The sequence below is a fragment of the Rhodococcus sp. (in: high G+C Gram-positive bacteria) genome, from assembly GCF_049591685.1.
Classification (GTDB): Bacteria; Actinomycetota; Actinomycetes; order Mycobacteriales; family Mycobacteriaceae; genus Rhodococcoides.
Genome location: NZ_JBAWFH010000104.1, coordinates 1 through 14,368, shown reverse-complemented (window position 1 = coordinate 14,368; position 14,368 = coordinate 1). Strand labels below are relative to the sequence as shown.

Sequence of the window (14,368 nt, the reverse complement as noted above, 5' to 3'; positions counted from 1 at the left end):
GCCGAAGTGATGCACGAGCGGCGGCCCGTTGATCAAGCACTGACATAGCGACGTTGCCTCACGATCAGAGCGATGAACACCACGGCGCCGAGTACACCGAGGATGACCGATGCGGGAATCTCCATCGGCGCGACGACAACTCGGCCGATGAGGTCGCAGGCGAGGAGCAATCCGGCGCCGACGAGTGCCACCCAGGGCAAGTTCTTGTGCACGTCGTCCCCCAAGATCATGGAGACGAGATTGGGCACGATGAGCCCGAGGAACGGGATGAATCCGACGACGACGGTGGTGACACCGGTCGCGACCGCAACCATGCCGACGCCTGCGAACACGACGTATTCGTAGCGAAGCCCCACGCTGGTGGCGAGATCCTTACCGAGTCCGACGACGGTGAACTTGTTGGCGAGCACGTAGGCGAGCACGGCAATGATCGCCACTGCCCACAGCGGTTCGTAGAAGCCGCGGACCACACTGCTGAATCCACCCGACCGCCACGCCGACATCGATTGCAGCAGATCGAAAGTGCCGGCGAGGAACGTGGTGACGGAACCGACCACTGCGCCGAGCATGATGCCCACCAGCGGCACCACGAGGGAAGACCGAACCGAAAGTCGTCGCAGCACTGCGACGAAGACGAACGTGCCGACGAAAGCGAACCCCGTCGCGACCACCATCTTGAGCATCGGTGTCGCTTCGGGGAGGAGCAGAAAGGTGAACAACACGCCGAGGCCTGCCCACTGGGCCGTTCCCGCCGTGGTCGGTTCGACGAACTTGTTCTGCGTGATCATCTGCATGATGACGCCCGAGATGCTCATCGCCATCGCGGCGAAGATCAGAGCAAGGGTGCGAGGCACGCGCGAGATGAGGAACATGTTTCGAGCCTCGGGGTCGTGGAGCAGAGTCGACAGCGAGATGTCGTAGCCTCCGACGAACAGCGAGATGACAGCGAGGACCGCAACGAGAACGGCGATGGCGGTGAGTACGGGTGTGCGGTGCGACATGGTCGAGAGCTCCTGCGCCATCGAAAATTACTGCGCCATCGAAAGTTACTGCGCCTTGAACTGCTGCGCCGCAGTCGTTTCGACTGCGGCGCAGTGAGAAAAGTCCTAAGCTGCCGCGTTCTCGAACGCGGTGGCGATGGATTCGAAGGCTTCGGTGTAAGCCTGGATACCTTCACGGGTGTAGAAGTACTGATCGAGATAGATGATTTGATCTTCGGTCATGAAGGTGGTGTTCGCGAATGCCTCCTGCGCTGCGAACACGGCGGAGGCGGGCGAGACGTCACCTTCACCGGCGGCGGCGTCGCGATCCAGAACGATGACCCAGTCGGGGTTGGCCTGGGCGATCGTTTCGGGGGCGAGCCCGGAATCTCCATGGATGTCACCGGCCTCGCCGGCGAACACGTCTTGCAGATTGAGCGGCTCGAGCAGCCGTACGATGCGCTCGGCACCGTTGTCGATCTTGCCCCCGTTGACGTTGGCGAGGAAGACGGTCTGACCGGAGGTCTGCGCTGCTGCGTCGTCCTCGGCTGCGTCGAGTGCGGCGACGATGTCGGCGGCTTCGTTCTCCTTGCCGAAGATGGTGCCGAGAGTCTCGGTCTGCGTCTTCAGCGATTCGACGAAGTTCTCGTCCGTGGGCGAGATGTCGATGGTCGGTGCAATACGGCTCAGCTCGTCCGTGTACTCACGGAAGCGGTAACCGCCGATGATCAGGTCGGGTTCGGCCTCGCTGACCAGCTCGAGGTTCGGCTCGCGATGGGATCCGACGTCGAAGATGTCGTCGTTGCCGACCCAGTCCTCGAATCCCTCGTCCGGCATGATCGGCTTCGGTAGGGCAACGGGCTCGATGCCGAAGGCCTTCAGCGTCTCGAAGGACGTGTTGTCCAGGGCCGCGACTCGCACGGGATTGGCGGGGACCTCGACGGTTCCGTTGGCCGTGTCGACACTGACGGTGTCGGAATCGGGTGCTGCTTCGCCAGCGGACTCGCTGCAGGCAGACAGGACGAGCATCGAGACGGCCGAGGCTGCGATGAGCATCGTTGTACGGGACTTCTTCACGCGCGCTCCGAGGGTCTACGAGTTGTTAATTAAGAAGTAAAGTAACTGGTTAGGTGAGCCTGTGCAAATAAGCCTTGAGTGACGCTGGTCACCTGAAATCGCGGGACTTCGACTGCACCCGCAGGTCCATGAGTTGCAGATGATCTGCCACAACGGTGACCGCGCCCTCGGCATTCTGAACCTTGCCTCGAATCAGCAGCGCGGGCGCAGTGAGAGCCAACTTTCGATACTTCGCCCACAACCCCACCGAGCAGACGACGTTGACCATCCCCGTCTCGTCTTCCAAGTTGACGAACGTTGCTCCCGCCGCCGTCGCAGGCCGCTGCCGATGTGTGACCGCACCCCCGACCAGCACACGGTCACCGTCCGGGACCTGGAGCAGACGGTTAGCGGGGAGAACGCCCAGCGCGTCGAGTTGTTCCCGAAAGAACTGCGTCGGATACGAGTTCGGCGACACGCCCGTGGCCCAGACGTCCGCCGACGCTAGATCCAGATCGCTCATACCAGGCAGCGAGGGAGCATTCGTGGAGGCACCCAACCCGGGGAGGAGGTGCGGACGCTCCCCCGCTGCCGCGCCTGCAGCCCACAGCGCTTCCCGACGGGTGATACCGAAGCACCCGAGAGCCCCTGCCGTAGCGAATGATTCGGCCTGAGCCGTCGACAGTTCGACGCGCCCGGTGAGATCGACGAAGGACGTGAACGGGCCGTACAGTACGCGCGACTCGACGATGCGCTCGGCGAGATCCTGGCCGATGTTGCGCACATCGGCCAAGCCCATCCGGATCTCGAGACCGGCGCCGCAGAGGTCTGCGTGCCAGGAACTCGCGTTGACGTCGGGACCGTGCACCTGAACCCCGTGTCTACGGGCGTCGGCAACCAGGGACTGCGGCGAGTAGAAGCCCATCGGCTGTGCTCGCAGCAGGCCTGCGCAGAACGCCGCCGGATGGTGCAGTTTGAACCAGGACGAATAGAACACCAGTGACGCGAAACTCTGCGAATGACTCTCGGGGAAGCCGAAATTGGCGAAGGCGAACAGTTTTTCAAAGATCCGGTCCGCCGTATCGCCGACGATGCCGTGCAACTCGCGCATTCCGTCGTAGAAGCGGCCCCGCAACTGATTCATCCGCTCCGGCGACCGCTTCGAGCCCATGGCACGGCGTAGTTGATCGGCGTCGGCTGCGCTGAATCCGGCCACGTCGATGGCCATCTGCATCAATTGCTCTTGGAACAGCGGCACCCCCAGCGTTCGATCGAGCGCCTTCTTCAACGACGGATGGTCGAACGTGACGGGCTCGAGGCCGTTGCGGCGCTTGATGTACGGGTGCACCGAGCCGCCTTGGATCGGGCCGGGCCTGATCAGGGCGACCTCGACGACAAGATCGTAGAACTCTCGGGGCTTGAGCCTCGGCAGCGTCGCCATCTGGGCACGCGATTCCACCTGGAATACCCCGACCGAATCGGCCCGTTGCAACATCTCGTACACGGCAGGCTCGCCGAGATCGATGTCCGCCAGATCGACCCGAACCCCCTTGTGTTCGTACACCAGATCGATCATGTAGTGCAGCGCAGAAAGCATGCCGAGACCCAGCATGTCGAACTTGACCAAACCGACTGCAGCGCAGTCGTCCTTGTCCCACTGCAACACACTTCGATCGGCCATCGTGGCCCATTCGACCGGGCACACATCGGCGATCGGACGGTCGCAGATGACCATTCCACCCGAGTGGATACCGAGATGACGAGGAAACCCCTCGATCTGCCGCGCCAGGTCGAGAACGGGCTCGGGGATCTCACCAACTTCTTGGTCTCCCGACTTGTCACCGATGTTCGACCAGCGCGTGACCTGTTTGCTCCACGCATCCTGCTGACCCTGAGAAAAACCGAGGGCACGGGCCATGTCGCGCACGGACGACTTTCCTCGATACGTGATGACGTTGGCGACCTGCGCGGCGTACGACCGACCGTACTTCGCGTAGACGTGCTGGATCGCCTCCTCACGCCTGTCCGATTCGATGTCGACGTCGATGTCGGGCGGTCCGTCGCGCTCCGCGGCCAGAAAGCGTTCGAAGAGCAGCTTGTTGGCGACGGGGTCGACATTGGTGATGCCGATGGCGTAGCAGACCGCGGAATTGGCGGCCGATCCTCGACCCTGGCACAGGATGTCGTGTTGCTTGCAGAACGAGACGATGTCGTGAACGACGAGGAAGTAGCCCGGAAAGTTCAACCGCCCGATGATGTCGAGTTCGTAGTCGATCTGCGAATAGGCCGCTGGGTTGTCGGCGGGCGAACCGTACCGTCGTTCCGCCCCCTCCAGCGCCAGAACACGCAGATAGCTGAGCTCGGTATGCCCCGGCGGCACGTCGAACGGCGGAAGTTGGGGCGCGATCAAATTGAGGTCGAAGGCGCACTCCCGACCGAGTTCCACTGCCGCGTGGACGACGCCCGGGTAGTGACGGAACAATCGGGCCATCTCGGCACCCGACCTCAAATGTGCTCCGCCGGTGGGCGGCAACCACCCCGACGCCTCGTCGAGACTGCTGCGCGCGCGCACCGCAGCCATCGCCATGGCCAGCCGTCGACTCTCCGGTACCGCGTAATGGGCAGCGGTGGTCGCGATGACCGGAAGGGAGTACCGCGCCGCCAACTCGAACAACGCATCGTTTCGCTCGTCGTCCTCGGGCACGCCGTGACGGGTGAGTTCGACGGTGACGCGGTCCGCACCGAATCGATCGACGAGATCGCGCAGTGCTGCATCAGCCGCGTCCACGCCACCGCGATGCAGTGCGCGTCGAACATGCCCTTTGCGGCAGCCGGTGAGGATCTGCCAGTGCCCGCCGGCCGCATCGGACAGAGCGTCGACGTCGTATCGAGGCTTGCCCTTCTCGCCTCCTGCGAGATGCGCTGCAGCGATCTGGCGCGAGAGCCTGCGATATCCCTCCTGGCCGCGGGCCAGCACCAACAGGTGCGTTCCCTCCGGATCCAGTGCGCCGGTACGAGAGGTGTTCGTTCCCAGCGACAGTTCGGCCCCGAAGACGGTCCCGATTCCGAGCGCTCGGGCGGCCTCGGCGAAACGCACCACGCCGTAGAAGCCGTCGTGGTCGGTGATCGCGATGGCTTCGAGTCCGAGTCGAACAGCCTCTTCGACCATCGCTTCCGGCTGACTCGCACCGTCGAGGAAGCTGAACGCAGAATGCGCATGCAGCTCCGCATATGCGGTCGTCGGCGGAGCCGACCGTCCCACCGTCCCATCGTAGACCTCGCGTTTGCGCGACCACGCCGGGCTGTCGCCACCGTCGCCGACTACCGCGGACGCGGCACGGGCCGGACGGCTGGAGAGCACTCGCTCCATCTCCGACCATGTCGGAGGGCCGTCGTTCCATACCTCACCGTGTCGTCCCATGCCGTGCCCTCCTCACCGTCGCTCGGTACCTCACACGCCCGACTCGAACGACAGAGATTCGTTCGAACATGTGTTCCCATTAGAACGCAGTGCACCGACAGAAATCAATCGGCGCGACGAGCCGATAGGCTCGCTCGGGGTCTTCAAGGTCAATTCGAGAGAGTCGGAGAAAAAACGTGACACGTTGGGCTTCGTTCGTCGTTTCCCGCAAGCGGTGGGTACTCACCATTGCCGTCGTGGTGGTGGCGCTGAGCGGCGTGTGGGGTCTCGGCGTGTTCGGCAAACTGAGCGAAGGCGGATTCGTCGACCCGGGCAGCGAGGCGGCCGAGGTGAGCTCGCTCGTCTCTGGACTCGGCCAACCGACACCCGACATCGTCGCCATTTACACCGCGCCCGAGGGGCGGACCATCGACGACATCGGACCGGAGGTCACCGCTGTTCTCGACCAATTCCAGAGCGAATACACCGTCGAGAACGTCTCGTCCTACTGGTCGGCGAACGCGGCAGCCAAACCGTTTTTGATCTCCAAGGACGGTACGAAAGCCCTCGCCACCGTCACCCTCGGACGCGACTCGGGCGTCACGTTCTCCACGTTCGGCGAGTTGCCGCCGCAACTGGAAGTGCCCTCCGTGAATTCGCAGTTCGCCGGCGGCTCGGTCGTCGGTGTCTCGTTCAGCTCGACGCTCCAAAGCGATCTGGTGCGATCCGAAGCAATCGCCATCCCCATCACGCTCATCCTGCTCATCGTCATCTTCGGCGGCGTCGTCGCTGCCGCGGTTCCGGTGTTCGTGGGCATCCTCAGTGTCGTCAGCGCACTGGCAATCCTTCGCGTGCTGACCTCGTTCACCGAGATCAGCTCGTTCTCGATCAACGTCGCATCCCTTCTCGGCCTCGGCCTTGCCATCGACTACGGCTTGTTCATCGTCAGTCGCTTCCGCGAGGAGATGCGCGCAGGAGCCGAACCGGCCGACGCAGCAGTGCGTACCGTCCTGACCGCCGGACGCACCGTCATCTTCTCCGGACTGCTGCTGATCTGCGCGTTCGCCGGGATGCTCGTCTTCCCCCAACCCGTCGTCAAGTCGCTCGGGTTCGGTGCGATGGCGGCCGTCGCGGGGGCCGCAGTTCTGTCGCTGACGGCTGTACCCGCACTTCTCGCCATCCTCGGCCCGCGGATCAACAGTCTCACCTGGAGCAAAAGCGCCTCCGACCGAGGCGAAGCGCGTGCACAGAAGTTCTGGGGCACCGTGGTCACCCGCGTGATGAAGAAACCCGGCATCGTCGCTGCCGTCATCGTCGTAGGCTTGCTCGTACTGTCGGCGCCCATCTTGAAGGTGACACTCGGCGAGATCGACTACACCGCATTACCTCAGGACGACCCTGCCCGCGTCGCCGTCGAGACCCTCAACACCCAGTTTCCCACCACCGGCGAGGGCGCAACGGTCGTCCTTCGGGGCATCGACGGGCAGAAGCCCCAGGGCGCTCCGATAGCGGACATCACCCGTCAAGCTCAGGCAGTCGACGGCATCGGCCGGGTCGAGTTCACCGGATCCTCGGACGACTTCGTCGTACTGCAGGCCACGTTCGGCGAACCCGGCCCAGGTGAGACCGAAGTGGAGTCGACCAGCGCTGCAGTAGCCGACCTACGCCAGATGACGCCCCCGGGGGGAACCGAGATACTCGTCGGCGGTTCGCGGGCCTTGGTCGACGACGGCAACGCCGCGATCGCGAAGTGGCTGCCCGCGATGATCGCGATCATGGTCGTCTCGACGCTGATCCTGCTGTTCCTGGCGTTCGGATCGATCGTGCTGCCGATCAAGGCCGTGCTCATGGCCGGATTGAGTCTTGCTGCGACCTTCGGTGTACTGACCTGGGTGTTCCAGGAAGGACACGGAGCCGAGCTGCTCGGTGTCACACCTGCCCCACTCGAAGCGACGTTCGTCGTCCTCATCCTCGCCGTCGTATTCGGGCTATCGACCGACTACGAAGTGTTTCTGATGTCACGCATGGTCGAAGCGCGTGCTGCCGGTGCGTCGACCGAGGAAGCGGTGATCGTCGGCGCGCAACGGACCGGACGCATCGTGACCGCGGCGGCCCTCATCCTCATCGTGGTGACCGGAGCCTTCACCATCTCGGACCTGTCGATCATGCGATTCCTCGGGGTCGGCATGATCTTGGCGTTGATCGTCGACGCCACGATCATTCGAATGTTGCTCGTTCCGTCACTGGTCAAGTTGATGGGCGAAGCGAACTGGTGGGCACCGGCATGGATGAAGAAGGTGCACGAGAAGGTCGGTATCGGTCACTGACGACGCCGAGATCGGGCTGGTTCTCGCAACTTACCTAGGAGTAAGTTGTCGAGCATGGCGAACTACATCGTGACCGGCGGTACGGGCTTTCTCGGACGCAACGTGCTCCCGCTGCTGCTGGAGCGCGACCCCGGGGCCAACGTGCACGTGCTGGTGCGTCAGCAGTCCGTCGCCAAGCTCGAGCAGCAGGTCGAGCGGCTCGCAGACAAGAACCGAATACACCCGCTGATCGGAGATCTGACCGCACCCGGTCTCGGAATCGATGACGCACCGTCCGCCATCGACCACGTCGTTCACCTCGGGGCGATCTACGACCTGACGGCCGGTGACGAGCAGGCGTCGACCAACGTCGAAGGCACCCGATCCGTAGTCGAATTGGCGGTTCGCCTCGGTGCCCGCCTGCATCACATCTCCTCCATCGCGGTTGCCGGCGATCATGCGGGCCCCTTCACCGAAGACGACTTCGACCTCGGTCAGCGATTCTCGACGCCGTACCACCGGACCAAGTTCGAGTCGGAGCAGATCGTGCGCCAATCGGCAGCGGACTGGCGGGTCTACCGCCCGTCGGCCGTACTGGGCCATTCGCGCACCGGCGAGATCGACAAGATCGACGGCCCCTACTTCTTTTTCCCGTTCTTCGCCGAACTCGCCAAACTGCCCGGTGCGTTGCCGATCACGGTTCCCGACTTCGGATCCACCAATCTGGTCCCGGTCGACTTCGTCGCAGCAGCCCTGGTCGAACTGATTCACCGTAACCCCGCAGGTCAGCATGTGTTCCATCTGGTGAACCCGGAACCACAATCGATGCGGGAGGTATACGCGGCCTTCAGTGCCGCGGCAGGCGCCAAGGCCAGGATCATCGGCGTACCGGGTGTGATTGCGGCACCCGTCGTCGCGCCGCGACTGGGTGCGGTTCGACTCGGACGTAACGCGGTGTTCAGCAAATTCGGTCTGCCGCCGGTCATGCTGGACCACTTGACCCTTCCCACCACGTTCGATTCATCTGCTACCCGAAACGCATTGCACGGCAGCGGGATCGAGCCTCCACCCCTCGCGGAGTACGCCGATGCACTGTGGACACACTGGCGGAAGAACCTGGATCCGAACCGCGCCAGGCGGAGTGATCCGCGCGGACCACTCGCCTCACGCCACATCGTCATCACCGGCGGGTCCTCGGGCATCGGTCACGCAACGGCACGAGCCGCCGCACGCAAAGGCGCCACCGTCATCCTGCTGGCGCGCCGAGCCGACGAGCTCGACGCAGTGGTCGCGGGCATCCGGGCAGAGGGCGGAGACGCCCACGGTTATCCCTGCGACGTGACAGACGCCGAATCCGTCTCTCGCACCGTGAAAGCGATTCTGAGCGAACACGATCACGTCGATATGCTCGTCAACAACGCCGGTAGATCAATTCGCCGGTCGCTGTACCGGTCGACCGATCGACTGCACGACTTCGAACGCACGATGGCCGTCAACTACTTCGGCGCTGTTCGGTTGGTGCTCGCTCTGCTTCCACAGATGCGCGAGCGCCGGTTCGGCCACGTCGTGAACATCAGCAGTGCCGCCGTGCAGAGCCACACCCCGCGCTTCGCCGCGTACGTCTCGAGCAAAGCAGCACTGGACGCGTTCGCCGAGGTTGCCGCCGCCGAAACCCTCTCGGACGGAATCACGTTCACCACGATTCACATGCCGCTCGTTGCGACTCCGATGATCACACCGTCCGGCGACAAGAACCCCGGCCCCGTGGTGTCACCGGAGAAGGCAGCCGCGATGGTGATCCGCGCCCTGGTCGAAAAGCCGAAGAGAATCGACACCCCACTCGGCACGCTCGGTCAGTTCGGCAGCATCTTCACCCCGCGGAGCAAGGACCGCACCATGCATCAGTTCTATCGGCGGTTCCCCGATTCCGCAGCCGCAAAGGGCGAGAAGCACGAACCGGCCCTACCGACCGATCCTGCGCCGAGAACCACCTACGACGCATCGAGCGCTACCGCAAGGGTGGGCAGGCTCGCCCGACGAGTAGGCCGGCTCGTCCCCGGCGCGAACTGGTGATCTGGCGACCGACCGTTCGTGCCCACACCCGACCGAATCCGGCGGCAAGATACGTCAGCGACCCCAGTGCGAGAACCCATTTCGTGACACTGACGGCCGTCGTCGCGCGGACAACGGAGTCGGTGATGTGCTTCGGGTGGTCCAACAGGTGCAGTCCGACGATGTTCTCGACGTAGTCGCCTGCCGCCGACGCGATCGGCGCGATCGAGAGCACCGCAGCAACCTTCGGCGTGATTGGCGTCAGCTCGGCCAGCCTGGCAGCACCGGCGCGCAACGCGGCGGCATAAATGGCCGGGTGGACGAAATCCGGGTAGTAGTGACTGCGAAAACGGGCAGTGTCGGCGTCGTCCATTCCAGCGAGAATCCGTCGGTATCGATCGGCCGACCATGCCGTCTGCACCTCGAGAACACGTGGTCCCGCCGGGCCGAGCATGCGCACGATGTTGGCCTGCGACGCAGCGAACACGAGCGACCATGCCACGAGCGGGGCGTTTCGAGACTCGAATTTCATACGCCGATGGTAGGGCCTTCGTCGACCGGTAGTTCGCGCATCAGAAACGGCAGCACCACCGATTCGAACTTTCGGTAGTTGTCGCGATGGATGCTGTGCCCGGTTTCGAACGACACCACCGAGCAGTCCGGGATCGCGGCGACCATCGATTCGAGCCGAACCGAATCCACCATGCCGCCCGGCCCACCACGAAGAATCAACGTCGACGCATCGATCGCCGAAAGCTGCTCCCACCAAAGAGGATTCGGGAGACGAAACTGCGCAAGGGCGGTGCGCGTCATGGAACGATCGAACGCGAAGACGGCACGGGGGTGCCGCACGACGGACGTGCCGGCATGCCACAGTTCGGTGGGCGTGGGAAACCGCCCGGTCAGGGTCGGCGGTTGGTCTCCCGGCCGGATCGGAATCGGCATCTCCTCGAGCACCAGGGACCGAACGGTCCGCGGACGATCCTGAGCGACGAGGGACGCAGCGTAGGCGCCGAGCGAGTGCCCGACCAGGTCGACGGACTGCAGATCCAGGTGCGCGAGCACCGCCGCGACGTCGCGCCCGAAGGTCTCGAACGTGTAGTCGGCGGTGTGCGCGCTGCGGCCGTGGCCGCGGAGGTCGATGGAGATGACCCGTCGACCTCGTGCCGTCAACGCCGCCGCGAAGCGATCCCAGGTGCCGCTGTCTCCGCCCATCCCGTGAACGAGGACGACCGGAACCGCATCGAGGAAAGTGCCTCTCGATGTCCAAGTGTCCCGGTAGGCGATACGCACTCCGGCAACGTCGAGGATGGCTGTTTCGACACTCATCGGACCTACGCTAGAGCGGAACCTGTGGAGCGACTCATCTGGGCTGGAGCGGAGCCTGTGGAGCGACTCGGGTGGCCTACTCGTAGATTCCTTCGACGCGCCATCCGTCGCCGTCGTAGATGAGCAGCAGTGCGCGGTTTTCGTCGAACAGCACCTGTAGCCGAGCACCGTGCATGCCGATGGCGGGGTCCCACCATCTTTCGTCCACCGGCCAGGGACCGGCCCACCCACGTAACGCCCATTTTTTGCTGCCCCAGGTGAGCGCAACGGGTTCGGCATCGAATTCTCCGCGCAGCCCGATGTGCACGTCGTTGCCGCTGCCGTCTTCCATCGTCACTCGTGGACAGGTTTCCATCACTGCGGCGGGCGCGGGCTCGGGCAACCGTCCGGGCCACGGAGCCGACGGGTCGGACACGGGAATGAGTTCGTCGCCGAGGCTGCGTAACGTCACTCTTTCTGCCGGCCCTCTGCCGCCGCTCAGTACGCCGATCTTGACGGCGTCACCTCCGAGCAGGCCCTGCACCCGAACCAGTGCGCGTCGAGCCCGTTCCTCTTCGTCGCCGACGCTTCCCCACAGACCGAGTTGCAACTCCCCGGCAGCGACGACTTCCACCGGCTCGAGCCGCAACAGTGTGATGCCGGACGTTGGTCTGCTCTCGCTGCGTCCGGTGAGCCATCCGTCGAGCTGCCACCGCACCCGATCGGCGGTGCCCTCCGGTGTCAACGGCTCGGCGCAGCGCCAGATACGCGACACGCTTTCGCCGTTCCCCGTCGACGCGTGGACTCGTAGTCGAGTGCAGGCCACCGCTGCTGCGGCGAGCCTGGTGTGCAGCTTCTCCGCCATTCCTCGTCCCGCGAATGCTGCAGCGTCGACTCGGTCGATCGGTGGGTCGCAGGCGTACTCCACGTCGAGGTCGGGAGGAAGAGCGCGCGCCGATGGTGGTCGCTCGGGTTCGCCTCGGGCACTGCGATGGGCCAGCACCGCATCGGTCCCGAACCGCGACGCCACGTCCCCGGGTGTCAGTGCTGCGAAGTCACCGATGGTGCGCAGGCCGAGGCGCCGCAACAGATCGATCAGTTCGTCCCGATCGGCTGCGGCGAGGCTCGGTTCCGCCGCGAGTTCCGCCACCGGTAGCGACGCCAGAAATCCTGCTGCGCCTCCGCGCGGAACGACGGTCGCATGTCTGGCCGCGATGACGGCCGTCGTCAGCTCGTCGGCGATTCCGACCTGACATTCGACGCCTGCGCCCGCTGCCTGATCGATCAACCGTTCGGCGGCCTTGTGTTCGGATCCGAAGTATCTGCTCACCCCACGGGCTCCGAGAACCAGAAGGCCGGGGCGAAGCACCTCGACGCCGGGCGCGATGGCATCGACGGCAGCGGCGACCGGCTCGAACAATCGCCCGTCTCGGTCCGAATCTGCCGTCACCACATGCACATCCGGGCATCGCGCTTGAGCTTCGCGTTTGCGCAGGCCTCGTCGCACGCCCTCTGCTCGCGCCGTCGCCGAGCATGCGATGACCCTGTTGGCCGAGACGACCGCAACCGGATGTGTGGCGGGGAGGTCGGCGACCGCAGCAGCGGCGACCGCAGGCCAATCCGGACACCACAGCGCCAGAACGCGGCTCATGCCAGCACCGCCATCCTGTCTGCACCTCGGTCGGAAGAATTGGTTGCAAGAGGAGCCGGAACCCACTGGATACGGCCGCTCACGGACCGGAGATCGATACATGTGCTGCGCGGACGCATCGCTCGGCCCTGTGCACGCACGTCCAACCGCAGACTGCGCAGCCTGCCACGACCCGACTGCTCGCCCGTACCGACTCCATCGACGCTGCGGACGGACGCGTCGAGACGTAGGTCGACACCATCCCAGTGCCCATCGGTGACCAGCAGCGTCGCACCCTTGCTCCGGGCACGCGCGACGACGGCACGTGCCCGTGACGGCGGGACAGACCGACCCCCGAGACCCAGCACGACGAGATCCAGGCCGTCGAGCAGAATGGCCGCGACCTCGACGGGATCCTCACCCGGATCGGGAACAATTGCCAGGCGCTCGAGATCCGCCCCCATCTCGGCTGCGGCGAGCAACCCGAACCGCGGTTGCCCCACCACTGCCACGTAGCCACCGGCCGCCGTGGTTGCCGCGACCATGCCGAGCAGCAGAGAACCCGCACCCGAAACGGCCGTCACGGAACCCCGCGCCAGACCCCCGTGCGGTAGCAGTGCCGCGAGCGGATCGGGCACCGCGAGCACCGACTTCGACGGTGCTCGCGGCACCGCCTCGGCCACGGCTGAGTCAGGCACGGATACGTCAGGGCTGTCGACTGCCGAAGCACCTGTACCCGAAGTGCCGGTCGCCGGGGCACCGACCGAAGCAGCGTGCCCCTCGGACCCCGGAAGCTCCATCGACCGCGTCTCCCCGCCCCGCGCAGGAACCGACGCCATCCGGCGCCGAAGATGCTCCACCCGCTCCGGCAGTGACATGGCATCCAACGACAGGGATGACGGCGACATGGCATCCAACGACAGGGATCCGTCTGCGTCGACAGCATTGGCAGGAACGGACATGCTTACTCCCCATGAATCGTGGAAAACTCAACACTCGAGCCCGTCCGTGAGGCAGCGGGGAAGTCATACCTTTCGAACAGACTTTCGAACTCCCCTCCAGTAAAGCCGCTTCGCTCACCATCGTCAAGATGACCACAAAAACCCAGGTGAGGGGCTTGGGGACAGCCTGGGGTCACCACCACGGGCACCGATGCTCACTGTCCACTAACCTGTGGTCGTGACCGACCAGCAACGCTTCGTACGGGTCGTCGGACCCGACTACCTTCTCGCCGGCAGGTACCGCCTCGCCTACAAGCTCGGCGGCGGCGGTATGGGCGCGGTGTGGCTCGCACAGGACACCCTGATGGGCCGCAAGGTCGCGGTGAAGCAGGTCACCTCGACCGCGAATCTGACGGACAAGGCCGCGCGTGACGTTCGCAACCGGACGATGCGGGAGGGCCGAATCGCGGCTCGCCTGTCCAGCCCGCACGCAATCGCGATGCACGACGTCGCCATCGAGGACGGCGAGCCGTGGCTCGTCATGGAGTACATGCCCTCACGCAGTCTCGCCCAGGCGCTCAACACCACCGATTACCTGCCGTCGTACGAGGTGGCTCAGGTTGGGGCGCAGGTGGCCGACGCACTCACCGAGGCCCACGAAGCAGGCATCGTGCACCGTGACATCAAACCCGGCA

Annotated in this window: 10 protein-coding genes; 3 read left to right on the top strand and 7 right to left on the bottom strand. The window is 64.6% G+C overall.

What is annotated here, in order from left to right; genetic code table 11:
* Nucleotides 1-32: 32 nt before the first annotated feature.
* The 3 genes from WBQ44_RS04725 to WBQ44_RS04715 form a co-directional block, all read right to left on the bottom strand.
* Nucleotides 33-1,001, bottom strand: coding sequence for an ABC transporter permease (locus tag WBQ44_RS04725; protein WP_495565578.1), 969 nt, complete (start codon nt 999-1,001; stop codon nt 33-35).
* A 105-nt stretch (nt 1,002-1,106) separates the two neighbouring features.
* Complete coding sequence (locus WBQ44_RS04720) at nt 1,107-2,057, bottom strand: siderophore ABC transporter substrate-binding protein (protein ID WP_495565577.1); 951 nt, start codon at nt 2,055-2,057, stop codon at nt 1,107-1,109.
* Between the two features lie 88 nt (nt 2,058-2,145).
* Nucleotides 2,146-5,457: an error-prone DNA polymerase gene (locus WBQ44_RS04715; protein WP_495565576.1), complete on the bottom strand. Its 3,312-nt coding sequence runs from the start codon at nt 5,455-5,457 to the stop codon at nt 2,146-2,148.
* 176 nt (nt 5,458-5,633) lie between these two features.
* On the opposite strand from WBQ44_RS04715, the gene WBQ44_RS04710 reads away from it, so the two are divergent.
* Both WBQ44_RS04710 and WBQ44_RS04705 read left to right on the top strand, forming a co-directional pair.
* A complete protein-coding gene (locus WBQ44_RS04710; RefSeq protein WP_495565575.1) occupies nt 5,634-7,763 on the top strand; it encodes an MMPL family transporter in 2,130 nt (709 codons plus the stop codon).
* 54 nt (nt 7,764-7,817) lie between these two features.
* Entirely contained in the window at nt 7,818-9,815 is a 1,998-nt protein-coding gene (locus tag WBQ44_RS04705) for an SDR family oxidoreductase (protein WP_495565574.1), read from the top strand.
* Here WBQ44_RS04705 and WBQ44_RS04700 read toward each other — a convergent pair.
* The 4 genes from WBQ44_RS04700 to imuA' all read right to left on the bottom strand — a co-directional run bounded on the left by WBQ44_RS04700 (nt 9,751) and on the right by imuA' (nt 13,694).
* Nucleotides 9,751-10,326 carry a hypothetical protein gene (locus WBQ44_RS04700; protein WP_495565573.1) on the bottom strand — a complete coding sequence of 192 codons (576 nt, stop codon included), beginning with the start codon at nt 10,324-10,326 and terminating at the stop codon, nt 9,751-9,753. The two genes, WBQ44_RS04705 and WBQ44_RS04700, sit on opposite strands and share 65 nt — an antisense overlap.
* Nucleotides 10,323-11,123: an alpha/beta fold hydrolase gene (locus WBQ44_RS04695; RefSeq protein WP_495565572.1), complete on the bottom strand. Its 801-nt coding sequence runs from the start codon at nt 11,121-11,123 to the stop codon at nt 10,323-10,325. The genes WBQ44_RS04700 and WBQ44_RS04695 overlap by 4 nt, the downstream gene beginning before the upstream one ends.
* Before the next feature lie 76 nt (nt 11,124-11,199).
* The gene (locus WBQ44_RS04690; protein WP_495565571.1) at nt 11,200-12,753 is read right to left on the bottom strand and encodes a DNA polymerase Y family protein; all 1,554 of its coding nucleotides are present in this window, start codon (nt 12,751-12,753) and stop codon (nt 11,200-11,202) included.
* Nucleotides 12,750-13,694, bottom strand: a complete 945-nt coding sequence (gene imuA' / locus WBQ44_RS04685; RefSeq protein WP_495565570.1) for a DnaE2-dependent mutagenesis accessory factor ImuA' — start codon at nt 13,692-13,694, stop codon at nt 12,750-12,752. The genes WBQ44_RS04690 and imuA' overlap by 4 nt, the downstream gene beginning before the upstream one ends.
* A 211-nt stretch (nt 13,695-13,905) precedes the next feature.
* Here imuA' and WBQ44_RS04680 point away from each other — a divergent pair.
* On the top strand, nt 13,906-14,368 hold a 463-nt coding region (locus WBQ44_RS04680), incomplete at its 3' end, for a serine/threonine-protein kinase (protein ID WP_495565569.1).